Raw genomic sequence first — 23,764 nt, 5'->3', positions numbered from 1 at the left:
GCGCCGGACAAGGTCTGGACAGGCCATCTACGCCACCGGTCGACTGCTGTGGGTCCGCAGTCACCATGTACAGAAGGACCGCCGCAACGTGTCGAACCTGAAGCCCCTCACCGTCCTTGCCACAAGCGTCGGAAACGACGGATTCCCGTCCGTGTTCAAGGCGCTCAAGGAGAACGGTGAGCGTGACGTCAAGATCGTCGGTGTCGACGTGAGGCGCTCGGCCGCCGGCCTGTACCTGTCGGACGCGAGCGCACTCGTCTCCACGCGCGACGTCGAGGACGGACAGGCAGTCCTCCGCGAGCTGCTCGCACTGATCGAGCAGCACGACGTCGACGTCCTCCTCCCGCTCTCGACCCAGGACCAGTCGTTCTTCGCGACGCACCGCGACGTGTTCGCCGCCGTCGGCGTCCCGGTCATCGTCGGCACCCTCGACTCGATCGAAACGTCGAACAACAAGCTCGCGCTGCTCGAGGCGAGCTCGACCGCCGGCATCCCCTGCCCGGACTACGTCGCCGTCGACTCGGTCGAAGAGGTCGAGGCCGCGCTCCCCCGTCTCGGGTGGCCGGAGCGGCCGTTCGTCTTCAAGACGAACCTCGGCACGGGCGCTCAGGGAGTCAAGATCGTCGAACCGAACCGCCCGGCCTTCGAGCGCCTTCTCGACCGCGACAACATGCGCATCCCCCTGCGCGACCTTCTCGAAGGGCTCTCCGCTGCGGACCTGTTCCCGCCGAGCCACCTTGCCGAGTTCCTCGTCGGCGAGGAGTACAGCGTCGACGTCCTGTGCCACGACGGCGTGTCCCTGAGCGTCGTCGTGCGCGACCGCCTCGCGACCCTCTACGGTCTCGCGACGCACTCCGTCGTCATCGACGACCCGGAGATCCACGAGGCTGCGGTCCGCGTGGTCAAGCTCATGAGCCTGAGCTACGTCGTGAACGTCCAGTTCCGCCGCGACGCGGCCGGCACTGCCCGCCTCATGGAGGTCAACCCCCGCATCCCGGGGACCATCGGTCTCTCGGTCGAGGCCGGGGTCAACATGCCCTACCTCGCCATCAAGCTCGCGCTCGGCGAGGAGTTCGACGCTCCCCAGCCGCGGATCGGCACCGAGCTGGTGCGTACCTGGCAGACCCTGACCATCGACGCATGACGGCGCCCCTGGGCTCCGCACTCCTCTTCGACCTCGACGAGACGCTGGTCGGGCTCCGTCCGGGCGCCCCGGGACTCGAAGCGCTCCGCTACGACCTCCTCAGCGTCTACCAGGCGCACGACCTAGTCCCCGCGCACCGGAGCATCTTCCGGATGTACGCCGAGCTGTCCGACCTCGGGCACCGCGACGTGGCTCACCGGACGATCGACCGCCACGAGGTCCGGTGGGCCGAGGAGAGCGCCGTCTCGCTGATCGACGCGGGCACAGTCGCGACGCTGACCGCGCTCCGCGGGAGCACCGCGCTCGTCACCAACAACGGTCGCGGCTGCGTCGACGTGCTGATGCGCCGCGGACTGCTCCCTGACGTGTTCGACGTCGTCGTTGCCCGCGACGACGTCGAACGCCTCAAGCCCGACCCCGAGCCTGTCCTCCGAGCGATCTGTGCCGTTGCGGGCTCCGGCGAGCGACCGACGGTGTTCTTCGGTGACAGCGTGTCGGACCGAGAGGCTGCTAAGGCGGCTCGGTCCGCTACCACCGCACCGCTCGCCTTCGTCCACGTCGACGCCTCCAGGGGGGTCGTGGTGAGCACAGCACTGCTCGATCAAGCACTGACCCCCACCTTTCCGAACACACCGAAGGACTTCGCATGACGTACACGTCCCCTTGGGCAGACCTCGCGGAGCAGCGGCACTTCTCCGTCACCGCCGACCAGGACTGGGCGCCGGAGTGGGCGACTCGATTCCTGCTCGAGTGGGCAGAAGAGCGCGAGATCCCGTTGCACTTCTTCACGACGAATCCGTCGGAGACCATCCTCGGCGCCTACCGCGTCGGCCGGGTGGGCCTCGGCTGGCACCCGAACTTCCTTCGACAGTCGACCCACGGGACGACCGAGGCAGAGGTCGTCGCACACATGGCGGGCTTCGCACCCGACGTCCGTTCGGTACGCAGCCACGCGTTCTCCGAGAGCTCGCTCGCATGGTCCGCGCTCGAAGGGGCCGGCATCACCGTGGATTCGCAAGGGCCGTCGGACATGGCTGGCTACCTCGTCCCGTTCGTCCACGCCTCGGGGATCGTCCGTTTCCCCGTCTGGTTCGAGGACGACGTGTGGCTCAAGAACCTGCCCGAGGACGCGGACCCCGCGATGCTCTGGCCGTCGTTCGACACCCCAGGGCTCAAGATCCTCAACCTCCACCCGATCCACATGGCACTGAACACGCCGACCTTCGAGTACTACGACGACCTGCGCCCACGTCTCTATGCCGAAGACGCCGCGGACATTCCCTCGGCGCCTTGGGGGGTCCGTGACGTCGTCGAGGCGATCGTCGACCGCGTGCGCGACTCGGGCGAGACTTTCCACCCGTTCGAGGAGCTCGCCGACAAGGGGCTCACCCTCGCGCAGGCCTCTCCTGTGCTGTCCCTGTCGCGGGTCGCGGCACGGACCGTCCTCACCCGCTGACCTTAGGCATGCAAAGGGGCCCGTCGCACCATCAGTGCGGCGGGCCCCTCGCGTCCGCGCAGCGAGAGGCTAGGCGTTCGCGTGCTGGGCGTCGAGCGAGGCGACGATGTCCTTCGCGATCTCCAGCGCGGCCGTGGCGGCCGGCGACGGAGCGTTCAGCACGTGCACCTGACGGTCGGTGGTCTGGATCAGGAAGTCGTCCACCATCGACCCGTCCTTGCGCAGCGCCTGGGCGCGCACGCCCGCCTTCGTGGGGACGAGGTCGGCACGGGTGACCTCAGGTACGAGCTCCGCGAGGCTCTTGGCGAACAGCGAACGCGAGGCCGACCGGAGCCCCTCCTTCATCCCTGCCGAGACGTTGCCGTTGGCCAGCCGCCACAGACCGCTCCACGAGAGCGAGAGCATGAGCTCCCGCACGTTGATGTCGCGCCAGCGGTAGCCTTCTCGCGCCAGGGCGAAGACGGCGTTCGGGCCGGCGTGGACCCCGCCGTCGATCATCTTCGTGAGGTGGACACCGAGGAAGGGGAACTTCGGGTCCGGCACCGGGTAGATGAGCCCCCGGACGAGGTCCTCGCGTCCTTCCTTCAGCTCGAAGTACTCACCACGGAACGGGATGATCCTCGCCTCGGGCGTGAGTCCCGACGCGGCGGCGACACGGTCGCTGTAGAGCCCCGCACAGGCCACCATGTAGTCCGCCTCGAACGTTCCGGTCGATGTGTGGACGACGACACCAGCGTTCTTCGTCTCTGCACTGACGAAGGCGCTACCGAAGCGCACCGCTCCACCCGCCGCGACGACCCGGTCCGCAAGCACCTGGCAGACACCCGTGTAGTCGATGATGCCGGTGGTCTCGACGCGGAGTGCCTCGACGGCGCGGACGTGCGGTTCGTACTCCTTGGCCTCCTCGGCGGAGATCAGGCGAGCCGGGACCCCGTTCTGCTGGGCGCGCGCGGCCAGCTTGTGCAGCTCGGGACGTTGAGACTCCGACGTCGCCACCACGAGCTTGCCGCACTGTTCATAACGGACTCCGTGCTCCTCGGCGAAAGCCATCATCGACCGTACGCCGTCAGCGCACATGATCGCCTTCTTGCTCCCAGGTGCGTAGTAGAGACCCGAATGGATGACGCCGGAGTTGCGGCCTGTCTGATGCTGCGCCAGCGCCGCCTCCTTCTCCAGGACGATGACCTCGTCACCACGGGTGGCCAGTCTCTCAGCCACTGCCAGTCCGACGATTCCAGCTCCGACGACGATCACTCGCGACATGGGTCACACGTTCCTTGAATGAGTAGCCAGCGAACCGGCCCGACCGGGTCCCGACCCGCAGGACGGGAGGTTCTCAGTTCCCGCTCTGGGTCGATAGGTTACCCCTCTCGAATCTCTGCTGGACGACGCCCCCGCTGACCACCTGCTCCGCGATCGGCATGCCGAGCGAGCCGTCCTCGCCGCCTCGCGCCATCCACTGGCTCAGCAGCGGCTCCCGGACCGCGATGGTCCCGCGCGCAGGGGTCCACACCAGCCGTGCCGACTCGAGGGCGCTGTAGCCACCCGCTCGGTTCGTGTAGTTCACCGGCTCGGCGACCGGGTAGCCGAACCGCTCCGGCCCGCCCTTGGTGCGCCACGAGCTCGCGATGTCACCCCAGAGCACGTGCGTCCCGGTCCGAGCGCTCCAGGTCACGATGGCCCCCGACGACAGCGGCGAGTAGCCGCCCGAGGGTGCCGTCGAGTTGACGGGTTCCGTGGTCGGGAACCCCATCCGCGACGGACCGCCGTCGGCCATCCAGCGATCACGGATCGACCCCCAGATCGAGTGCGCTCCCGTGGACTGGCTCCAGGCGATCCAGGCGCCACTCGTGAACGGGCTGTAGCCGCCGCCTCCGGGGAAGTTCTGCGGCTCCCCGGACGGGTGGCCGTACATCGCCCATGCACCGTTCTGGGCCCACTGGTCCTTGATCGCACCCCACAGCGGGTAGGTGCCGACTCCCGGGCCGTCGACGATCCACATGTCGTACTCGAACGGCGAGTAGCCTCCCCGCCCGGCAGGGAAGTTGACCGGCTCCCCGGCCGGGAAGCCGAATCGGGCGGGGCCCCCGTTGCTGAGCCAGTAGTTGCCGATCCCGCCCCACACTGTGCGGGTCGCGCCGGACGGGAGCCGCACGAGCCTCGCCCCGGAGTCCAGGGACAGGACGAGGCCGCCCGAGCCGGTCGACTGCTGGTCGCCCACGGGGTAGCCGAGACCTCGCGCACCACCGCGGGCCCACCAGGACTGGCGCATCTGCGGGCCGACGGCGAACGCGCCCGTCGTCGGCGACTGGAGCAGCGACATCCCGCTCGAGAAGTTCTGTACGGTGCCGCGACCGTCGCCCACGGGGTCCTCGGTCGAGGCGGCGAAACCGACACCGTCCAGGCCCCCGTTGCGGAGCCACCCCTGCCTCATGCGCGGCGAGACGAGGTGCGTCCCGGCGTCGTTGCGCTGAGTGATCGAGTAGCCGCCGGTGAAGTAGGCCGCGGAGCCACCGAGCGTCGCGCTCTCGATCTGGTGCACGTCGCCCAGCGGACCCGTCCGTCCACCGTTGTACACCCAGAGGTCGTACACCGGGGTGCGGGCCTGACCAGTGAGCTGGTCGACACGTTGGCGGATTCCCGGGAGAGCGGCGTAGCCGGCGGCACCAGGGCACGCGGTGTTGCTGACGTCTCGGTGCCCGATGACGTGGTAGACCGGGACCACGGTCCCCGCCGGGTACCTGCTCGTGCTGCTCGCTCCCGCGACCAACGTCTCCGAACCCAGGGCATCGAAGCGGTAGCTTCCGCCGATCTTCCAGGCGATGATCCGGGCGACCGATTCGCGGAGCGCTGCCGACGGGGTGACGGACGAGTAATCACCCATCATCGACACTCCGAACGTCCCCGAGTTGTAGCCGCCCGCATGCGCCCCGACCGTTGGCAGGGTCAGGCCCCCGGCACGTCCCTCGAAGATCTGGCCATACTGGTCGACGAGCACGTTGTACCCGATGTCGCCCCATCCCCGCGAGGTCGCGTGGTAGGAGTAGATGCCCCGGACGATGCCCGCCGACTGCGCCGCCGTATAGGTGTTGACACCAGCGGTGTGGTGAACGACGGCGGCAAGAGTTGTCGACGCATAGCCGGGGGTCCACGTGAGGAGGCTCGGGTCCGCGCCCCACTGCGAACGCGAGATCACCGTCGGCATCGTCGGTGCCGCCGCGAGTGTCATCACGGACGCATCGCTTGTGGCTGCGGTCCTGGTGGCCGTCCCGGTCGCCGACAGTGATGACTGCGCGACCCTCAGCGAGCCGGAGGTGATCCCCTGAGCCTCGACCAGCTTCTCGTCCGTGGCCGTGACCTCGGTGTCGATGGCCACGAGCTTCAGCCCGCTGACGGCGTCGACGCCGTCACGCCACGCGCGGACCTCGACGCTCTCGCTGCCCCCCGTCCACCACGGGTCGGTCCCGCCCCCGGGCTCGGCGTCGTCGAGGTCGAGCGTGGTCCAATCGGTCCAGGTCCCGTCCTCGGAGTGCGCGCGGAACTCGATCCCATCGGGAGCCTCCCCCGACCACGTCACGCCGATCAGGGATGCGCCGTCCACGTCCACCGACCGTGCGACCGGCCCCTCAGTCGGGGCGGCTTCCGTCGCCGACCGTGCGCGTAGCCCCACCTCCGGAGTCTGGCCGTCCGCGACAGGTGCAGAGTCGAGAGGTGTCTCGACCAGGGCCGAGCGCGTCGGCGCGGGGTCTGCGACGTCAGGATGCGCCAGCCCGTCGTCGCCCACCCGCACCGCGACGCCAGCCGTCCGGACGATCTCCCGTGGGGCCGCCTGTGCGGGAGCTGCTACCAGCCCTGACGCCACGAGTGCGGCGATGCCCACCCCCGCCCATACGATGGTTCCAGTGCTGCTCGCCACGATGCCGTACCCCTCTCGTCAAGGAGCGGGCGCTCTTGTGCGCACGTCCCCTGGCAGTCTAGGTCGGCAGGTCAGTCGATCCCGGGATCTCCGTGATAGTGGCCGAGTCGCCGCTTGGCGAGGACCGCGAGACCGGCCGAACCGCCCGCGGTGGCAAGGTCCGCGACCGTGAAGATCAGGCGCGACACGGCCGCATAGGCGGTGGCCGCACCAAGTCCGACGAGCGGCGCGAGTGCGGTCACGATGATCAGCTCACGCACCCCCGCCCCAGAGGGCAGGATGAAGGCGAACACACCGGCGAGCATCGCAATCCCCATCGCTCCGACGCACAGGAACAGAACACCGACGCTCAGGTCGGCGCCGGAACGGGCCAGGACCCAGAGGTGCACTCCGTAGCAGAAGTACGAACCGAGCGACCAGCCCAGGGACGAGACAACGGTCCGGTACGACACCGGGTGGTCCGGACGCGGGCGCTTCAGGATCTTGAACCCGAAGCGGGCCGCGGCGGTGAGGACCCGAGGATGCAGGGCGAAGAGCGCGAAAGGCAGCAAGATGTACAGCCAGTAGAGCCAGGAAAGGTCGGGGTTCTCCGCCACGATCTCCGGCAGCGCGAGCGCACCCGCGACGAGTGCGCCGACCATCCCGACCGCGATCGAGAAGACGGTCGCCGCGAAGACCCGAGCGCGCGCGAGGCCCGCCTTGCGTCCCAGCTCGAGCTGGAGGACGTAGGCCCACACAGAACCGGGCAGATACTTGCCGAGCTGGCCGACGAGGAAGATCTGCGCACCTCGGCCTGCGCCGATCGGCTTGCCGAGATCGTCGACGAAGACCTGCCAGCTCATGGTGCCGCAGGCGATACCTGCGACCACGAGCACGAGGGCGATCACCAGGGTCGTCCCGGAGATCTCGGAGAGGCGAGGGCCCACCTCGTCCCAGTTGCTCCAGAGGTAGTAGCCGGCGGCGACCACGACCACGCCCAGGAGCGCGTAGCGGGCGGCGTTGATGATCTTGTCGCGCTTGGTCGGGGCAGGCTTGACGACCGCGGCGACGCTCTCCTTCACGATGGACTCGTCGTGCGCGAGCTCCTGGCCGTCGTCGTGCGGCGACTCGTGGACCGCGGCCATCACTCAGCCCTCGAACCGTGGGCGGCGCGCACTGGACGCGGCGACGGCTGGCTCCGCCATTCGTCGAGCTCGGCGGCGATCTCCTGCAACGACTCCGCCACCGCAGACGAGGTCAGGTCGACGTCGCCGTCGCCGTAGAGCCGCACGAGCTCTGCGATCACCTGATCGTCGATCCCACGACGGCGCATCGCGACGACGTTCGGACCGTGGAGCCGCGGAGGGACCCCGTAGACCTTGCCGAAGGGAGGGACATCGCCAGTGAGCGTGGTGCCCATGCCGATCATCGCACCCGCGGAGATGAACCTACGCTGGTGGATGGTGGCGTTCATGCCGATCGTCACCCGGTCTCCCACCGTGCAGTGCCCACCGATGCTCACCCCGGCCGAGACCGTGACGGCGTCGCCGAGCTGCACGTCGTGGGCCAGGTAGGCGCCGTTCAGGAGCCAGCAGTCCGCGCCCACCACGGTGCGACGCTCGCTCCCCTGGTGCACGACGACGCGCTCGCGGATGACGGAGCGGGCACCGACGACGACGCCCTGATGGTCCAGGTCGCCGGTCCAGGCAGTGTTCTGGCGGAGGCTCGAGATCTCGGGGGGAGCCCCGATCGAGGCACCTGCGCCGATCCAGACCCCGTCAGCAATCACGGTCGGGCCGAAGATCGTCGCGAAAGGTCCGATCGAGACACCTTCCCCGAGCTCGACCCCCGGGCCGATGTAGGCGGATGGATGGATCATCGGCACGGCTTCAGAAGCCACGTCTCTCCTTCTGTTGACACACACGAGGCGCGCGACGGGCGAGTAGTGGTGATGCCGCTGCCCCCGCTCCAGAGCGGCAACCCGAGTGAATCGAGTCACCATCGAAGTGGATATGATGGGCGACGACATCTGACCGGCGAGAGTCTATCGAACCCTTGCGCGGCCACCTCACGCCGCCTGGTCCCTCTCACCGATACGGGGCCGAGGCACTGTCGAAAGTAGGCCAGGAACATGATCCCCATCTCCGTCGTTCGACTCAGCCCCGAGACCGAAGGTCTAGTGATCGACGTCATCCGGTCAGGCATCATCGCACAGGGGCCCAAGGTGGCTGAGTTCGAGCGGAAGTTCGCGGACCTGGTCGGCGCGGAGCATGCGGTCGCCGTCAACAACGGCACGACTTCCCTCGTGGCGTCGCTTCAGGTCCTCGACCTGAAGCCCGGCGACGAGGTGGTTACCAGCCCCTTCACGTTCGTCGCGACCCTGAACGCGATCCTTGAAGCCGGTGCGACCGCGCGTTTTGGCGACATCTCCTACGACGACTTCAACCTGACCGCGGCGTCGGTCGAGTCGCGCCTCACGGATCGCACCAAGGTCATCATGCCGGTGCACCTCTACGGTCAGACTGCGGACATGGGTGCCATCGGCGCGCTCGCGACGCAGCACGACCTGCACATCGTGGAGGATGCCGCCCAGGCCCATGGTGCGACGTTCGAGGGACGGGGCGCCGGTTCCTTCGGGACCGGCAGCTTTTCGTTCTACGCGACCAAGAACCTCACGACGGGTGAGGGCGGGGTCATCACCACGAACGACGCCGAGCTCGCGGACAAGCTCCGGGTCCTGCGCAACCAGGGCATGCGTCAGCGCTACCAGTACGAGGTCGCGGGCCACAATTACCGTATGACCGACCTCCAGGCCGTGATCGCCCTGCCGCAGATCGACGCCTACCCGGGCCAGCTCGCCAAGCGACGGACGAATGCCGCCCGCCTCATCGAGCTGCTAGGCGACGTCGAAGGGCTCGTGCTTCCCCAGGAGCTGCAGGGACGTGAGCACGTCTGGCACCAGTTCACCGTTCTGCTCCCGGAGGAGCGGGCCGAGGACCGCGAGAACATCATCGACACACTGCGGGACGAGCACGGCGTGGGCAGCGGGATCTACTACCCGAAGCCCGTGTACGACTACGACTGCTACCGTGACCGCGAGGACGTCATCATCACCGAGGCGCCGGTCGCCGAGGACGTCGCACGTCGTTGCCTCTCCATCCCGGTGCACGCCTACCTCACCCCGGACGAGGTCGAGACGGTCGCCGGCGCGCTGCGCAAGGTGCTCTCCTGATGGCGGGCGCAGTACGCGTCGCGCTCATCGGCGCAGGCTCGATGGGTCAGAACCATGCGCGTGTCATCGCCAACTCCCAGCGCGCCGACCTTGCGGTCGTCATCGACCCTAACGAGACCGTCGGTCGCGCGACCGCCGAGCGCCTCGGCGCAGCATGGTCTCCCGACACGTCGGGGCTCCAGGGCGTCGACGCTGCGGTCGTCGCGGCGTCGACCGAGTACCACTACGGCATCGCGATCGACGTCCTCTCCGCAGGCCTGCCCGTACTGATCGAGAAGCCCGTGTGCCCCTCCCTCGAGCAGACCGTCGAGATCCTCGACATCTCGTCACGCGGCGGGATCCCCGTCATGTGCGGGCTCCTCGAGCGGTACAACGCGGCCGTCATGACTGCCCTGCAGATGGTGGAGTCTCCGGTCCTCATCCGTGCCGAGCGCCACTCCCCGTATGCGCCGCGCATCCGCACCGGCGTGGCCTGGGACCTGCTGGTCCATGATGTCGACCTCGTCTCGCGCTTCTTCGGAGGACAGGACCCGACCTCCCTCGGGGTCGAGGTCGGGTACTTCAACCCCCTCTCCGCCGAGGCCGCAGAGGACGTCATCGAGACCTCGATGCGTTTCGCGAGCGGCGGGATCGCCACGGTGTCGGCGAGCCGCGTCGGACAGCGCAAGGTTCGAACGCTGGTGATCCAGGAGCTGGACCGGATGATCGAGGTGGACCTCCTCCGCCGTGGGGTGACGGCCTACCGGCACACCACGATCGAGGCGCAGGCTGGCGGCGCGGGCTACCGTCAGGCGACCGAGATGGAGGTCCCCGAGATTGCCGGGGCCGAGCCGCTCGTCACTCAGCTCGACCGCTTCGTCGACCTGATCGAGGGCAAGGTGGATGCCGACGTCGAGCGTGCGTCGATCCTGCCCGCACACCGCATCGTGGACGCTGCCCTCGCAGCGTCACGCGTCGCTGCCTGACGAGGGCCGCGCACGACGACAGGTGGTACGCAGAAGGGGCCGAGGTCGAGAACATCGACCTCGGCCCCTTCTGTGCGTAGGACCGTCAGCTGCCGGGCTCGCGCAGGGAGCGGAAGACCGGCAGGGCAGCGTCCACCAGGTCGACGGTCGCAATGACGCGCGCCGGCACTCCCGCGACGACTGACCGCGCCGGGACGTCTGCGGTGACGACGGCACCTGCGCCGACGACACACTCGTCGCCGATGCTGACCCCCATGTTGACGACGGCGTTCGCGCCGATGAAGACACGGTCCCCGATCGTTACCGCCCCACGCTCCACCTCGGGAAACGCGCGTCCAGAGACGCAACGCTTCGCCGAGGAGTGCGTGTAGATCTGGACCCCGGCGGAGATGTCGCACCCCTCGCCGATCGTGAGACCACCGGACCCGTCGATGACCGTGAAGGCACCGATCCAGGTCCCGTCTCCGATAGACGGCTCCCCGACGATCCATGCCAGCTCGTGGTACGGATTCTCCGGGAGCCGTCCCGGGGTCCGGGGGGGCATCAGCCGCCGATCCGGATCAGCTCGGCCATCCCGTCCTCGACGGCGATGGTCGGCTCGAACCCGAGGACCTCCTTGGCGCGCGTCGTGTCGGCAGCGCGACGGCTGACCAGGACGTCGCGCGGGTTGAAGATCGGCTCGACGTCTGCACCCACGGCGTCGATGAGGATGCGCGCCAGGTCGGCGATCGTCGTGTCGATCCCCGTACCCACGTTGACGGGCACGTTGTCCTTCTCGGACTCCATCGCGAGCACGACAGAACGGGCGATGTCGTGCACGTGGATGAAGTCCATCGACTGCTCGCCCTTGCCGTCGATGACGGGAGGCTCGCCATTCTTGATGCGGTTCACGAAGTGATTGATCACGGACGTGTAGTACGCCGTGGTCTTCTGTCCGGGGCCGTAGACGTTGAAGAAGCGCAGGGCGATCCACGAGAGGTTCGCGCGACGCTGGTAGTACCCGAGGAGGTCCTCACCAGTGCGCTTCGAGATGCAGTACGGGGTCAGCGGCGAGAGCCGGTCGTCCTCGTGCATGGGGAGCTTCTCGGGGTCGCCGTAGACCGAGGCGCTCGAGGCGAAGACGAGGCGCTTCACGCCGTGGTCCGCTGCCGCGGCGAAGACGTTGTGCTCGCCGATGGTGTTGATCTCCATCGACTCGTAAGGGTCGGCCTGGCTCTTGTTGATCGAGACCGCGGCAAGGTGCACGACGTGGCTGGCCCCCTTCATCGCTGCGTGGACCGCGCCGCCGTAGCGGATGTCCTGGTCGATCAGCTCGACGTCGCCCCGCTCGGCGAGCTTCGCCACCTCGGACCGGTCGCCGCGAAACATGTTGTCGAAGATGCGGACCTTGTAGTCCTTCTCCAGCAGCTGCGAGACGACGTGGAGGCCGATGAAGCCGGCCCCACCGGTGATGAAGGCGGTACGTGATTCAGTCATGGACGAAGACTCCTTGTGGGTGGGTCGGTCTCGGCGTCGAGGGCATGACAAAGGACGTCGAGCGCTGGTGTGGCGGCGGGGGTGCTCAGCGGCGCGACGTCGGCAGGGCGATGACGTCCTGCACGACCTGGGCGACGTACTCCACGTCGTCCTGGTCGAGGTTCGCGTGCATCGGGATCGCGATGTGTCGCTGGAAGAGGTCGGCGGAGACGGGACAGGGTTCGGTCTGGCCGTACAGAGGCTGGACGTGGCTCGCGTAGGTGCCGAAGTTGCAGCCGACGCCGCGCTCCCGCAGGGCGAGCGCGACCGCACCGCGGTCGAGCTCGGGAGCAAGGGTGATCACGTACGACTGCCACGGGTGCGTGCGGTCCTCCAGCTCGACCGGGAGGATCAGCTCCTCGACGCCACCGAGAAGCTCCTGGTACCAGCCCGCCGCGGTCGCGCGCGCCTTGAGGAGCTGCGGGAGACGGTCGACCTGGACGCGCATGATCGCCGCAGCGACGTCGGACATCCGGTAGTTGTACCCGAGCTCGTCGAACGTCGGGACCGGCAGCTCTGCCGAAGCGTCACGGACGATCGCCGGGGCGATCCCGTAGGTGTGGAGCTTGCGAGCGTGGTCTACCAGGTCCTTGCGGGAGCTGACGAGAGCACCACCCTCGCCTGCGGTGATCCCCTTGCGGCCGTGGAAGCTGAATGCGGCCGCGTCGGCCAGGCTGCCTGCGGGCCGTCCCTTGTAGGTCGCACCGGAACTGCACGCGGCGTCCTCGATGAGCCAGAGGCCGTGCTTGTCAGCGATCGCTCGGAGCTCGTCGTAGTCGGCGGGCTGGCCGAAGACGTCGACCGCGAGGATACCCACGGTCCGCGGGGTGATCGCCGCCTCGACGGCAGCCGGGTCGACGGACCAGATGTCCGGACGGATGTCGGCAAACACCGGCTTGGCCCCGGTCCACATGACCGAGTGACCCGTGGCCGGGAAGGTGTAGTCACCGACGATCACCTCGTCGCCCGGACCAGCGCCCAGCGTGAGCAGCGCAAGATGCAGCGCGGTCCCGCAGTTCGAGGTGGCCAGGACGTTGTCGACGCCGGCGACGCCGGCGAAGTCCTTCTCGAAGGCCAGGCACGCGGGCCCAGCGCCGGACAACCAGCCTGAAGAGAAGACGGCCGCGACTGCGGCAAGCTCTTCCTCTCCGACGGTGGGCTGGCCGAGTGCGACATTCCTTGACATGTTCCTCCTAGGTCCGCAGAAGTCTATCAAGGCGCACGTACCCTGGAGCCCCCCATCTGATCGGAGCATCATGCGCAAGACCCTCGGTATCCTCGTCACCGCCGCCCTCCTGGTCGCCGGGACGGCCGTACCGGCGCAGGCCACCGAGAGCCACACGCCGGCGAACGGAGTGTTCTCCCTCTCCGGCCACGGATACGGTCACGGGCGCGGGATGTCGCAGTGGGGCGCCTACGGCGCGGCCGAGCAGGGCCTGAGCTCGCAGAGCATCCTCGCGTTCTACTACCCCGGGACGTCGTACACGGGGCAACCGAACACGGCGATCCGCGTGCGTCTGTCGACCGGTCGTTCGTCCGAGGTCTCCGTGGACGCCGGGGCCGGGATGAGCCTGGTCTGGCGTGACGGAGTCCTCGCACTGCCCACCAAGAGCTCGTCGGCCGCCTCGATCCTCAACTGGCGGTTGCGGCCTGCCGGGGGCGACCTCATCCTCGACTATGTCGACTCCACGGCCGCGGTATGGCGGCAGTACAGCTTCGTCCCCGGCGCCGAGGCCAGCTTCTCGTCGAGCAACGGGAGCGTGTTCCTCAACCAGCCCGACTTCCGCCGTCGCGAGTACCGCGGGCTCCTCGGCGCCCGTAACACGGGCGGGAACGCCGTTCTCACGGTCAACACGGTGCCGATGGAGGACTACCTGCGCTCGGTCGTCCCGGCGGAGATGCCGTCCTCGTGGCCGCGGGCGGCCCTCGAGTCACAGGCGGTAGCCGCCCGGACCTATGCCTCCTTCGAGCGGCACAGCGCGACCGGCACGACTCAGACGTGCGACACGACGGCCTGCCAGGTCTACTCCGGGAAGTCGCTCTACGAGGCAGGACTCTCCGGGCGGCTCGTGAGCACGTACGAACGCGCCACGTCGGACGCCGCGATCGCCGCGACGTCCAACGGTGTCCTCGTGACGGGCGGTCCGTTCACCTACGCCTTCACGCAGTTCTCGTCCTCGAACGGCGGCTGGTCCGTCTCGGGTACCCAACCGTATCTCGTCGCCCGGCCCGACCCCTACGACGGCTATGTCAAGAACGTCGCGAACACCTGGAGCACCGACATCAGCACGGCCACCGTCAAGAGGGCGTACCCGAGCGTGGGCGAACCCCAGCGGATCGTGGTCCTGGGGCGCAACGGCAACGGTGAGTGGGGAGGGCGAGTCACGCAGGTCCGGATCGAAGGCACTGCCGGGAGCGTCCAGGTCAACGGAGACGCTCTTCGCTCGGCACTCGGCCTGCGTTCCACCTGGTGGACGACGACGAGCGGCAAGCAGCTCGCTGGCGGTCTGGTCGTCGACACGACTGGCGACGGGCTACCGGACCTCTACGCCCGAAACCTCGCCACAGGAAGCCTGTTCGTCTACCCAGGCCGCGCTGACGGCACGTACGGTTCGCCGCGAGACGGCGGGAGCGGCTGGGGCATGCACGACTGGCTGGCCGTCGTCCCTGACACGACCGGAGACGGGTTGCCGGACATCTACGCGCGCGAGCGTGCGACCGGACTCCTCTGGCTCTACACACTCGACCGCTCGGGCGTCCCGTCGTCCCGACGCGTCGTGGGGTCCGGCTGGGACACGGTCGACACCATCGTCTCCCCGGGCGACGTCGACGGCGACGGTTGGCCCGACCTGTACGGACGTGACCGGACCACGGGGAACCTCTCGTTCTACCGCGGCGCCCCCGGAGGCGGCCTCTCGTCCGTCAGGGTGGTGAACGTCGGCTGGCACAGCATGGATGCCATCACGTCCGCAGGCGACGTCACAGGTGACGGCGTCCCCGACCTGCTGGCTCGCGACCGCTCCAGCGGCAACCTCTACCTGCACACCGTGGCTCGCGACGGTGCTCCCGTCTCGGCACGTCAGATCGACGGCGGCTGGGGAATGTTCGACCAGGTCGTCGGGGGCAAGGGTCCAGGAGGGCCCTTCCTCCTGGGGCGCGTCGCGGGCGTAGGTTCCGGCTCGCTCAGGTCGTACCCGATCTCGACGCCGGGCGTCGTGCGTCCGGGCGTCGAGATCGGGACGGGCTGGAACATGCACGCACCGATCTTCTGAGGTCCGCGCCCAGCGAGCATGGGTGACGACAAGACCTCCGGGGCGTGGCGCCTTGACGGGCGCCACGCCCCGGAGGTCTTGTCGTCGCACGACGACGCTAGTGGTCGGTGGGCTAGCGCTCCGTCGACGTCCCGTGAGTCGTGTGCTTCGAGACGATGAACACGGGGCGACGACGAGCGTCGTCCCCTGCCCGCCACATGTACTCGCCCACGAGCCCGAGCGCGACCAGGTTCACTCCCCCCACCGCGAGGACCAGCCCGCTGACCAGTGCAGTTCCCGCGGGCGCGCCGTCGAAGAACACCAGGACCAGAGCGGTCACGAGCGCGAGCGCGCCGATGCTCCCGAAGACAATTCCCGCGTACGCCAGGAGACGGATCGGCGCCGAGGAGAACTCGATGAAAGAGTCGAGGACGAGCTTGACCTTCTTCTTGCGCGTCCACTTGCTGACGCCGTGCGGTCGCGGCTGCTGCTCGAAGAACACCTTGCGCTGGTCGAACCCGAGCCACGCCACCATCGCGAGGACGTTGCGGTTGATCTCGGGCATGCTCGCGAGGACGTCGATCACCTGGCGGGTCACCAGGATCTGCGAGGGCCCCTCCTGGGGGTACGTCGGGACCTCGGAGTGCTTGTTGAACACTCGCGAGAAGGAGGTCGCGAAGTACTCGGCGATTCCCTTGCGCGTAGCCCGGACGGACCGCAGGCCCCAGACGATCTCTCCACCCTCGCGCCAGGCGTCGATGAACTGGGCGATCGCCGACAGCGGTTCCTGCTGGTCGGCACTCAGGGTGAGGGCGATGTCGCCCGTGCAGTGGACGAGGCCTGCGGTGACGGCCGCGTGCGAGCCGAAGTTCCGCGAGAGGGTGACAACCTGGGCTCGGTCGTCGTCCTGGAGCGCGGACAGGAGGGCCTCGCTCGTCCCGTCGTCCGAGCCGTCGTCGACGACGACGAGCTCGATCTCGAACTCGTCGTGGATCCGACGGACGTCACGGTAGAAGCCGAGGATCTCGTCGACGCTCTCCTGCTCGTTGTAGGCAGGGACGACGAGGCTCAACCGGGTACGTCGACCGCTCTCGTCGGCGGACGCCGAAGGTTCCGTCGCCTCCGTCTGCGTCACTTCACTCATGGACCTCATCCTTCATGTTTGCAGCCATAGGTCGCCTCCGGCGGGAGGCGATTTCGATCACAGCCATCGCAGCTGCACCCAGGAGCCCGACGGCGAGGGCGGTGAGCCCGACACGCCATCCTGGCGGTTCGAACGAAACGACGACGTCGGCACCGTCGAGATTCGCGGGGAGCTCGACGCGCAGCAGCCCGGCAGGCCCGAGCTCCGGCTCGGCCTCGATGCCGTCGACGGTGACCGTGTAGCCGGGCCAGGCCAACCGCGAGAACGTCAGCTGACGGTCCTCGTTCTGCGCTCCAGTGCTGACGACGAGCTCCTCGTGGACGTCGCCCGAGGAGACGTCGCTCTCGACCGTGACCCCCTCGCCCGCGACCGACACGCGCCCCTCGGGGAAAACCGCTGCCTCGTCGCGGCGGAAGACCGTGACGAACTCGGTCTCATCCGACTCGTGCCACCCTTCGGGTGCCTCGAGCTCTTCCACGAAGCCGTTCTGGACCACGACGGTCTCGACCCGCAGAAGGTCTGCGAGCGTCTCGGTCTCTCCCTCCGGGGCCTCCCACAGCGAGTCCCACGCAGCGGGGCAGGTCGCACCGAAGTAGTTGAAGCACAGAGCCGCATCGTGCGCGTTGATGCCGATACCGGTGTACGCGGTCGTCGACTCCACGCCCGACAGCGAGTACGTCTCCCCGTAGAGCATGTCCTTCCACGCCCCCTCGGGGTTGGCGGTCCCGGGCGGGAGAGAGTAGATCGATCCGATCTGCACCGTGAGCCCCTCGTACCGACCCTCGAAGTTGCTCTCCATCTCCGAACGAGACTGGGGGAACTGGTAGTTCGCCACGTTGGCGTTGACCGGCATCCACATGGTCTGGAAGAAGAGCACGACCAGGAGGCCCACGGAGAGCACCCCGAAGCCCCGGCCCTTCTCCGGAGCCGTCCGCAGGAGGACGACCATCAGGACAGCGACGAGGACGACGCTGAAGCCGACCCACTTCCAGTTGTCGGGACGGTCGGCGTAAGCCTGCCAACCTCCGAGAAGAATGATGGTGCCCGTCAGGATCCATCTGAGACGGAGCCGGTCCCGGGCGATCCCCTTGCTCAGCAGGACCGCGAAGAGGACCATGACGGCGAGCCAGAGGAAGGGCAGGAGCCTCGCAGGCCAACGGAACATCCAGATCTGCGACGGGCCGAGGACCAGGAGCAGGTAGAAGATGCCGAAAGCGAGCACACCCGTGACGCGCTTCCACCAGCTGGACGGGTTCGACCACTTGAGCCAGGGCAGGAGCGGTAGGACGAACCATGCGAGATACAGCCCCGGGAATGTCATGAACGGCAGTCCCCAGGTGCCGATGTACGGCTGGAAACCGGGCGTGCTCATCCCGAGCAGGTCGGACAGGCCGGGCGCGAGGAACTCGTCGTTTCCCGTCTCACTGCCCGCGCGGCTGCCCACGCTCGAGGTCAGGAGGAACGGCAGGTAGACGATCACCGCGGCGAACAGCGCGATCGCGAGCTGGCACGCGAGCCACCAGATGCGACGGGCACGCCCGACGAAGATCATCTCCACGCCGACCGCTGCGAGGACGGCGCCCAGAGCGAGCATGCCGTAGGGGTTCCCCGTCGAGACCAGGAGGTAGCCCGCGAGGAGGGCGAGCAGGACGGACCCTCTGCCGTACGCGTTGCGTCGGACGGCCCACCACATCCACGGTGTGAACGCGCTGATGGCCAGACCGTTGATCCAGGAGGTCGCGTCCATGTACAGCGTGTAGCCGCTGAGCCCCAGCGCGACGCCGATCGCGGCGGCTGGCCAGGCCTTCGCACCGTACTCGCGCGCGAGGAAGTACACACCGAGCGCAAGGATCCCCAGCAGGACGAACTTGCTCAGCGTGATCGCCAGCGCGACGTTGTCCAAGGGGTGGGTCACGAGCATGAGGCAGAGCATCACCGGGTTCCAGAACCCGGTCGCGGCCTCTGCGGCGAAGTTGCCCCCACGCCACATGTCGATCTGGAGCATCGGCAGCTGGCCCGAGAGGACGTCCTCGGCTATCCGCTGCCAGACGCCCACGGCGGCACCCGCCGTGTCGTCCCAGTAGTAGAAGATCCGTGACGTCCGGAGCGGGAGGAGCGCCCCGACGGCCAGGGCCACGAGCATCGCGACCGGCGGCAGCCAACGTCGACCTGTTCGCGCCGGGGCGACAGCTGGGCCGGAGACCGCGGTCACGGGCTTCACGGGAGTCGTGACGGCAGAAGACTGATCAGGCATGAGACCTCATTCTTGCGACGATGCTCGCGCTCGGACCGTCGTCCACGAGACTTCCGTGCTCGAGGAGGACCCCCCTCTCGCAGAGCGAGCTGACCATATCGAGGTCATGGCTCACGATCACCAACGTCCGGCCCTCGTCCCGGAGGGTCCGCACACGGTCGAGGCACTTGCGCTGGAAGGGTTCGTCTCCCACGGCGAGGATCTCGTCGATCAGGAAGACTTCGGGGTCGGAGTGGACCGACACCGCGAAGGCGAGCCGCAGGAACATCCCCGAGGAGTAGAACTTCACCTCGGTGTCGATGAACTTCTCGATCTCGCTGAAGTCGACGATCGCGTCGAACCGCTGCTCGATCTGCGACTGGCTCATGCCGAGGATCGCACCGTTCAGGTAGACGTTCTCCCGACCGGTCAGGTCCGGGTGGAAACCCGCCCCGACCTCGATGAGGCCGGCGACCCTGCCCCTGGTCCCGACCGTGCCTGCGTCCGGCTTGAGGACGCCGGAGATCAGCTTGAGGAGCGTCGACTTGCCAGAACCGTTGAATCCCAGCAGGGCAACTGTCTCCCCTTCCTCGACCGTGAACGAGACGTCGTCCAGGGCGAGGAAGGTGTCGCTCAGGTCCTTGCCGCGCACCGCGGCGACCATCAGCTCCTTCAAAGAGCGGTTGTGTCTGAGGGTGAATCTCTTCTCAAGGTTCGCGACCTCGATCGATGTCGTCATCAGAGCTCCTGTGCGAAGCGCCCCTCGAGGCGCCTGAAGACGGACTGTCCGAGCAGCACGGTACCCATCGCGATGAGGAGGCCGAGCCCGCCGAAGAGCCAGAGGTTCGGTGGCATCTCGATCGGCGGGACGGCGTCCGCACCAGCGGTGGCCGGGAACCAGAAGCAGTAGTGGAAGAGCTCGACGGCAGCCGTGAGCGGATTCAGCTGGTAGAGGGTGAACAACCAGGACGGGAGCACAGCCTGGACCATCTCCCACTGGTAGAGGACGGGTGAGGCCCACGTCGCGACCATGACGATGAGGTCGACGAAGTTCTCTGCGTCACGGTAGAAGACATTGATCGCGCCGAAGAGCAACCCGAGTCCCAGCGAGAGCATCGCGACGATCACGAACCCCAGGACCCCGGCGAGCAGCTCGACCGGACCTGGACGCCAGCCCGCGATCACGGTCCCGACGAGCAGGACGACGAGCTGGGGGAAGAAGTGGACCGCCGATACGTAGAGCGACGCCACGGGGAAGAGCTCGCGCGGCAGATAGATCTTCCGGACCAGCGCCCCGTTCCACACGATGGAACGAGTCGCGTTGCCGAAGCCCTCGCTGAAGAAGTTGATGACGACGATGCCCGAGAAGAGGTAGATCGGGTAGTCGTCGATCTGATCCCGGAGATTCATGAAGATTCCGAGCGCGACGAAGTACACCAGGAACTGCACCGCGGGCTTGACGTACGACCACGCCATGCCCAGCACCGAGCCGCGGTACCGGACCCGCAACTCCTTGCGGACGATCAGCTGAAGAAGGTAGCGGCGACGGAAGACGTCGATCAGGCCACGTCCCTGGCCGGGAGAGATGAGTGAGGTCGCTCCGCTCACGACTCTTCCCGGTTGGTGCGTTCAAACGTCTTCTTCCACTCCTCCTGGCCGACGAGGTCGGACATGGACTCGCGGTACTCCGCCGAGAGCCCCACCCAGTCGCGCAGGACGCGCTCGTGGAGCGCGACGCTGCGGCGCATGAGGTCGCGGAAGGTCTGGGGGTCGCGCTGGTACCAGGACGCGCCCGAACCGTCGGAGGTCGAGACGACCGCGGAGTCGAACTGCGCCAGGAGCCACCACCGGGCGTCCATCGCGGGAATCTCCGCCTCAGGGTGCTGTCGGCTCAACGGCTTCGCGGGGCGCACCGCCTTGGCCATGCCCACTGCGGCCGCGATGGCCTGTGACACCTTGCCCTCCGAGACGGACGTCTCCTTGCCACGACGGGGCAGTCGCTCGCGGCGAGGCACGGGGAACGCGTCGGGCGACTTCTCGACCCGGGCGTCGGCAAAGCCCGAGCGGGTGGCGCGGATTTCCGGAAGCTTGCTGTCCAGGTCGCGGTGCAGGTGCTCCGGGCCCGACAGCAGGTCCTCGAGTGCCTGCAGACGGAGCTCTGCCACCGAGTACTGCGCGGCCAGGATGTGCCGCACCTGGTGGATGAAGCTCTCGCGGACAAGTCGCCCACCCCGCTCGTACCGCGAGTGCAGGAGCGCCGCGACGAATCTGTTGCGCTGGTGGTAGTACGCCTGCCAGTCCAGGCTGTCGTCCTTGTCCGTCCACGGGACGTGCCAGACGGCGGCTCCCGGCAGCGTCACGGTCGGTACCCCGGCCGCCCGGGCGCGGATGCCGTACTCGGCGTCGTCCCACTTGATGAAAAGCGGGAGCGAGAGCCCGAGGTCACGCATCACGGACGTGGGGATGAGCGTCATCCACCACCCGTTGTAGTCGACGTCGATGCGCCGGTGCAGCGCGGGGCTGCTCCGCAGCGCCGACTCGTTGAGGTGGTGCCCCGAGGTGCCCGCGAGAGCCGGACCCCACCAGAAGCGCCACGGCTGGATCCGCTCACCCATGGAGTGCAGGTAGGCCCGGTCGTACATGGAGAACATGTGGCCGCCCACGATGGTCGGCGTCCGGGCGAGGTCCGCGAAGCGCACGGCACGCAGGATGCCCTCGGGCTCCGTGCGGACGTCGTCGTCGGAGATGAGGATGTAGTCGCTCTCGTTGGCGTCGAGCGTCTCGCTCATCGCCCGGGAGAACCCGCCCGAGCCACCGAGGTTGGCCTGACGGATGATCCTCAACCGGTCGCCGAGCGACGCGGCGGCCTGCTCGAACCCGGGGCGATCCTCAGCGTGCTGCGTCCCCTGGTCGATCACGAGCACACGGTCCAGCACGTCGAGGAGGTCCTCGTCAGCACCGAGCTGCGCCAGGAGGGCTACGACGTCGTCGGCACGGTTCAGCGTCGTGATGCCGATGGTCACGGTCCCGGCGGGGCGGTCGGAGTCGGTCTCCCACTGAGCAGACTTGAGGACCGCGCCGTGGTCGCCGCCCAGGACGTCGAACCAGTACCAGCCGCCGTCGATGAAGTTGGTGAGCGGAAGGTCGAACGTGACCTCCGTGCCCCCCGGACGGTCCTTCTCGACCTGGTGGGAGTCGACCCGGTAGATGTTGCCCTTGGCGTTGGAGCGGTAGACGAGGATCGAGCCGGTCCCCTCGAGCACCACGCGAAGACGCACCGACGAGACGGTGGTCCACCGACGCCAGTAGCTGGCGGGGAAGGCGTTGAAGTAGGTACCGAACGAGGTACGTGCGGCAGGAGCGACGTCGAAGCTGCGCCTCGACCGGACCTGGCCGATGTCCTGACGCCCGGCCGGTGCGTTGTGGGACGTGCGCTCGACCCCGTCGGAACCGATGCTCACGACAGGCTGGCCCAGCTCGCCCTCCGCGTACAGGGAGATGATGTCCTGGTCCGGCTCGAGGGGCAGGACGACGCGCTGGAGGATGCGCGTGTTCTCGGTGCTCATGCGTCGACCCCGCCGCTCTCGAGGCCGGCACCGCTACCGAAGTACGGCGCGAGCTTGTTGTCGACCATGGAGAGCGCGGAACCGATCGCCATGTGCATGTCGAGGTACTTGTACGTGCCGAGACGTCCTCCGAACAGGACGTCCTTCTCGCCTGCCGCGAGGTCGCGGTACGCGAGCAGCCGCTCACGGTCAGCGGCCGTGTTGATCGGGTAGTACGGCTCGTCGGCCTTCTCGGCAAACCGAGAGAACTCGCGCATGATGACCGTCTTGTCCGACGGATAGTCCCGCTCCGGGTGGAAGTGCCGGAACTCGTGGATCCGCGTGTAGGGGACGTCGGCGTCCGCGTAGTTCATCACGGAGGTTCCCTGGAAGTCCCCGACGGGGAGCACCTCCTCCTCGAAGTCGAGGGTGCGCCAGGAGAGGTCGCCCTCCGCGAACCCGAAGTAGCGGTCGACCGGCCCCGTGTAGACGACGGGGACGTTGCCGACCACGTTGGACTTGTTCACGGGCTGCGACTCGTCGAAGAAGTCGACGCCCAGGCGGACCTCGATGTTCTTGTGATCAGCCATCCGCTCGATCCACCGGGTGTATCCGTCGACCGGCAGCCCCTCGTAGGTGTCCGAGAAGTAGCGGTTGTCGTAGGTGTAGCGCACGGGCAGGCGCGAGATGATGCTGGCGGGCAGGTCCCTGGGGTCGGTCTGCCACTGCTTCGCCGTGTAGTCCCGGATGAACGCCTCGTACAGCGGGCGACCGATGAGCGAGATGCCCTGCTCGTCGAGGTTGTCGGGCTTCTTGTCGCCGAGCTCGGCAGCCTGCTCGTGGAGCAGGTCGCGCGCGGCCTGAGGGCCCAGGGCAGAGCGGAAGAACTGGTTCACGGTGCCGAGGTTGATCGGCATCGGGTACACCTCGCCCTTGTGCGTCGTGTAGACCCGGTGGACGTAGTTCGTGAAGGCGGTGAAGCGGTTCACGTACTCCCACACGCGCTCGTTCGAGGTGTGGAAGAGGTGGGCGCCATAGCGGTGCACCTCGATCCCGGTGGACTTCTCGGCCTCGCTATACGCGTTGCCACCGATGTGGTTCCGGCGGTCGATGACCAAGACCTTCCGTCCGTGCTCCTCGGCAATCCGCTCTGCAACAGTCAGGCCGAAGAAGCCCGAACCGACAACGACAAGATCCGCGTCCACATACACTCCCAGGTTGGCGTAACAGCCGCACAAGCCTAGCGTGCGTTCCGACACGACCGGATCAGAGGACCTTTGCTGGCGCCTTTCACACAAGACCTTCACTGACCACGACACGCGTGCGCCCGACGAGCCCGCTCGACGGCATCGGGAGGCGCACCGAGGGCGCAGCGTCCCCTTGG

19 protein-coding genes are annotated in these 23,764 nt (G+C 67.9%); 6 read left to right on the top strand and 13 right to left on the bottom strand.

The genetic code is table 11. The annotated features are described in order from the left end of the window. Positions 1-151 precede the first annotated feature (151 nt). From ACZDYF_RS02135 to ACZDYF_RS02125, 3 genes are read left to right on the top strand one after another with little or no spacing between them, the layout of a single operon-like run. Entirely contained in the window at positions 152-1,144 is a 993-nt protein-coding gene (locus tag ACZDYF_RS02135) for an ATP-grasp domain-containing protein (RefSeq protein ID WP_475052661.1), read from the top strand. After that, positions 1,141-1,794, top strand: coding sequence for an HAD family hydrolase (locus ACZDYF_RS02130; protein ID WP_475052658.1), 654 nt, complete (start codon positions 1,141-1,143; stop codon positions 1,792-1,794). The genes ACZDYF_RS02135 and ACZDYF_RS02130 overlap by 4 nt, the downstream gene beginning before the upstream one ends. Beyond that, complete coding sequence (locus ACZDYF_RS02125) at positions 1,791-2,600, top strand: polysaccharide deacetylase WbmS family protein (RefSeq protein ID WP_475052656.1); 810 nt, start codon at positions 1,791-1,793, stop codon at positions 2,598-2,600. The genes ACZDYF_RS02130 and ACZDYF_RS02125 overlap by 4 nt, the downstream gene beginning before the upstream one ends. Before the next feature lie 69 nt (positions 2,601-2,669). Here the strand turns inward: ACZDYF_RS02125 and lhgO are convergent, their stop codons facing one another. The 4 genes from lhgO to ACZDYF_RS02105 all read right to left on the bottom strand — a co-directional run bounded on the left by lhgO (position 2,670) and on the right by ACZDYF_RS02105 (position 8,524). Next, complete coding sequence (lhgO, locus tag ACZDYF_RS02120) at positions 2,670-3,863, bottom strand: L-2-hydroxyglutarate oxidase (protein ID WP_475052654.1); 1,194 nt, start codon at positions 3,861-3,863, stop codon at positions 2,670-2,672. A gap of 73 nt (positions 3,864-3,936) precedes the next feature. After that, complete coding sequence (locus ACZDYF_RS02115; RefSeq protein ID WP_475052648.1) at positions 3,937-6,201, bottom strand: N-acetylmuramoyl-L-alanine amidase; 2,265 nt, start codon at positions 6,199-6,201, stop codon at positions 3,937-3,939. Positions 6,202-6,587: 386 nt separating this feature from the next. Then, on the bottom strand, positions 6,588-7,640 hold the full coding sequence (locus ACZDYF_RS02110) for a lysylphosphatidylglycerol synthase transmembrane domain-containing protein (RefSeq protein ID WP_475052645.1): 1,053 nt from the start codon (positions 7,638-7,640) through the stop codon (positions 6,588-6,590). Beyond that, positions 7,640-8,524 carry an acyl-ACP--UDP-N- acetylglucosamine O-acyltransferase gene (locus ACZDYF_RS02105; protein ID WP_475052643.1) on the bottom strand — a complete coding sequence of 295 codons (885 nt, stop codon included), beginning with the start codon at positions 8,522-8,524 and terminating at the stop codon, positions 7,640-7,642. The genes ACZDYF_RS02110 and ACZDYF_RS02105 overlap by 1 nt, the downstream gene beginning before the upstream one ends. A 102-nt stretch (positions 8,525-8,626) precedes the next feature. Between ACZDYF_RS02105 and ACZDYF_RS02100 the strand changes: the two genes are divergently transcribed. Further along, on the top strand, positions 8,627-9,727 hold the full coding sequence (locus ACZDYF_RS02100; protein WP_475052638.1) for a DegT/DnrJ/EryC1/StrS family aminotransferase: 1,101 nt from the start codon (positions 8,627-8,629) through the stop codon (positions 9,725-9,727). Further along, positions 9,727-10,692: a Gfo/Idh/MocA family protein gene (locus ACZDYF_RS02095; protein WP_475052635.1), complete on the top strand. Its 966-nt coding sequence runs from the start codon at positions 9,727-9,729 to the stop codon at positions 10,690-10,692. The genes ACZDYF_RS02100 and ACZDYF_RS02095 overlap by 1 nt, the downstream gene beginning before the upstream one ends. Before the next feature lie 85 nt (positions 10,693-10,777). On the opposite strand, the gene ACZDYF_RS02090 is transcribed toward ACZDYF_RS02095, so the two are convergent. The 3 genes from ACZDYF_RS02090 to ACZDYF_RS02080 form a co-directional block, all read right to left on the bottom strand. Next, complete coding sequence (locus ACZDYF_RS02090) at positions 10,778-11,236, bottom strand: acyltransferase (protein WP_475052632.1); 459 nt, start codon at positions 11,234-11,236, stop codon at positions 10,778-10,780. Continuing rightward, positions 11,236-12,168 carry an NAD-dependent epimerase/dehydratase family protein gene (locus ACZDYF_RS02085; protein WP_475052628.1) on the bottom strand — a complete coding sequence of 311 codons (933 nt, stop codon included), beginning with the start codon at positions 12,166-12,168 and terminating at the stop codon, positions 11,236-11,238. The genes ACZDYF_RS02090 and ACZDYF_RS02085 overlap by 1 nt, the downstream gene beginning before the upstream one ends. An 85-nt stretch (positions 12,169-12,253) precedes the next feature. Further along, complete coding sequence (locus tag ACZDYF_RS02080; RefSeq protein ID WP_475052622.1) at positions 12,254-13,393, bottom strand: DegT/DnrJ/EryC1/StrS family aminotransferase; 1,140 nt, start codon at positions 13,391-13,393, stop codon at positions 12,254-12,256. Positions 13,394-13,463: 70 nt separating this feature from the next. On the opposite strand from ACZDYF_RS02080, the gene ACZDYF_RS02075 reads away from it, so the two are divergent. Continuing rightward, positions 13,464-15,479: a SpoIID/LytB domain-containing protein gene (locus ACZDYF_RS02075; RefSeq protein ID WP_475052619.1), complete on the top strand. Its 2,016-nt coding sequence runs from the start codon at positions 13,464-13,466 to the stop codon at positions 15,477-15,479. A 112-nt stretch (positions 15,480-15,591) separates the two neighbouring features. Here ACZDYF_RS02075 and ACZDYF_RS02070 read toward each other — a convergent pair whose 3' ends face one another. The 6 genes from ACZDYF_RS02070 to glf are packed head-to-tail and all read right to left on the bottom strand — an operon-like array spanning position 15,592 to position 23,585. Further along, positions 15,592-16,602: a glycosyltransferase family 2 protein gene (locus tag ACZDYF_RS02070; protein ID WP_475052616.1), complete on the bottom strand. Its 1,011-nt coding sequence runs from the start codon at positions 16,600-16,602 to the stop codon at positions 15,592-15,594. Beyond that, positions 16,595-18,856 carry a hypothetical protein gene (locus ACZDYF_RS02065; protein ID WP_475052612.1) on the bottom strand — a complete coding sequence of 754 codons (2,262 nt, stop codon included), beginning with the start codon at positions 18,854-18,856 and terminating at the stop codon, positions 16,595-16,597. Before ACZDYF_RS02065 ends, ACZDYF_RS02070 begins: the two co-directional genes overlap by 8 nt. Beyond that, a complete protein-coding gene (locus tag ACZDYF_RS02060; protein ID WP_475052609.1) occupies positions 18,849-19,574 on the bottom strand; it encodes an ABC transporter ATP-binding protein in 726 nt (241 codons plus the stop codon). The genes ACZDYF_RS02065 and ACZDYF_RS02060 overlap by 8 nt, the downstream gene beginning before the upstream one ends. Further along, on the bottom strand, positions 19,574-20,443 hold the full coding sequence (locus ACZDYF_RS02055; protein WP_475052606.1) for an ABC transporter permease: 870 nt from the start codon (positions 20,441-20,443) through the stop codon (positions 19,574-19,576). The genes ACZDYF_RS02060 and ACZDYF_RS02055 overlap by 1 nt, the downstream gene beginning before the upstream one ends. After that, positions 20,440-22,401, bottom strand: a complete 1,962-nt coding sequence (locus tag ACZDYF_RS02050; protein ID WP_475052603.1) for a glycosyltransferase — start codon at positions 22,399-22,401, stop codon at positions 20,440-20,442. Before ACZDYF_RS02050 ends, ACZDYF_RS02055 begins: the two co-directional genes overlap by 4 nt. Next, a complete protein-coding gene (glf, locus tag ACZDYF_RS02045; RefSeq protein ID WP_475052598.1) occupies positions 22,398-23,585 on the bottom strand; it encodes a UDP-galactopyranose mutase in 1,188 nt (395 codons plus the stop codon). The genes ACZDYF_RS02050 and glf overlap by 4 nt, the downstream gene beginning before the upstream one ends. Positions 23,586-23,764 lie beyond the last annotated feature (179 nt).

The organism is Oerskovia sp. PE-21s, assembly GCF_056158145.1.
This window is presented reverse-complemented; position numbering and strand designations above follow the sequence as displayed.

Excerpts from the sequence above, each read along its gene's own strand:
- ACZDYF_RS02050 (WP_475052603.1), bottom strand. The coding sequence starts at position 22,401 with ATGAGCACCGAGAACACGCGCATCCTCCAGCGCGTCGTCCTGCCCCTC.
- ACZDYF_RS02110 (WP_475052645.1), bottom strand. The coding sequence starts at position 7,640 with ATGGCCGCGGTCCACGAGTCGCCGCACGACGACGGCCAGGAGCTCGCG.
- ACZDYF_RS02095 (WP_475052635.1), top strand. The coding sequence starts at position 9,727 with ATGGCGGGCGCAGTACGCGTCGCGCTCATCGGCGCAGGCTCGATGGGT.
- ACZDYF_RS02075 (WP_475052619.1), top strand. The coding sequence starts at position 13,464 with ATGCGCAAGACCCTCGGTATCCTCGTCACCGCCGCCCTCCTGGTCGCC.
- ACZDYF_RS02080 (WP_475052622.1), bottom strand. The coding sequence starts at position 13,393 with ATGTCAAGGAATGTCGCACTCGGCCAGCCCACCGTCGGAGAGGAAGAG.
- ACZDYF_RS02130 (WP_475052658.1), top strand. The coding sequence starts at position 1,141 with ATGACGGCGCCCCTGGGCTCCGCACTCCTCTTCGACCTCGACGAGACG.
- ACZDYF_RS02090 (WP_475052632.1), bottom strand. The coding sequence starts at position 11,236 with ATGCCCCCCCGGACCCCGGGACGGCTCCCGGAGAATCCGTACCACGAG.
- ACZDYF_RS02060 (WP_475052609.1), bottom strand. The coding sequence starts at position 19,574 with ATGACGACATCGATCGAGGTCGCGAACCTTGAGAAGAGATTCACCCTC.
- ACZDYF_RS02070 (WP_475052616.1), bottom strand. The coding sequence starts at position 16,602 with ATGAGTGAAGTGACGCAGACGGAGGCGACGGAACCTTCGGCGTCCGCC.
- lhgO (WP_475052654.1), bottom strand. The coding sequence starts at position 3,863 with ATGTCGCGAGTGATCGTCGTCGGAGCTGGAATCGTCGGACTGGCAGTG.
- ACZDYF_RS02125 (WP_475052656.1), top strand. The coding sequence starts at position 1,791 with ATGACGTACACGTCCCCTTGGGCAGACCTCGCGGAGCAGCGGCACTTC.
- ACZDYF_RS02085 (WP_475052628.1), bottom strand. The coding sequence starts at position 12,168 with ATGACTGAATCACGTACCGCCTTCATCACCGGTGGGGCCGGCTTCATC.
- ACZDYF_RS02100 (WP_475052638.1), top strand. The coding sequence starts at position 8,627 with ATGATCCCCATCTCCGTCGTTCGACTCAGCCCCGAGACCGAAGGTCTA.
- ACZDYF_RS02065 (WP_475052612.1), bottom strand. The coding sequence starts at position 18,856 with ATGCCTGATCAGTCTTCTGCCGTCACGACTCCCGTGAAGCCCGTGACC.
- ACZDYF_RS02105 (WP_475052643.1), bottom strand. The coding sequence starts at position 8,524 with ATGTCGTCGCCCATCATATCCACTTCGATGGTGACTCGATTCACTCGG.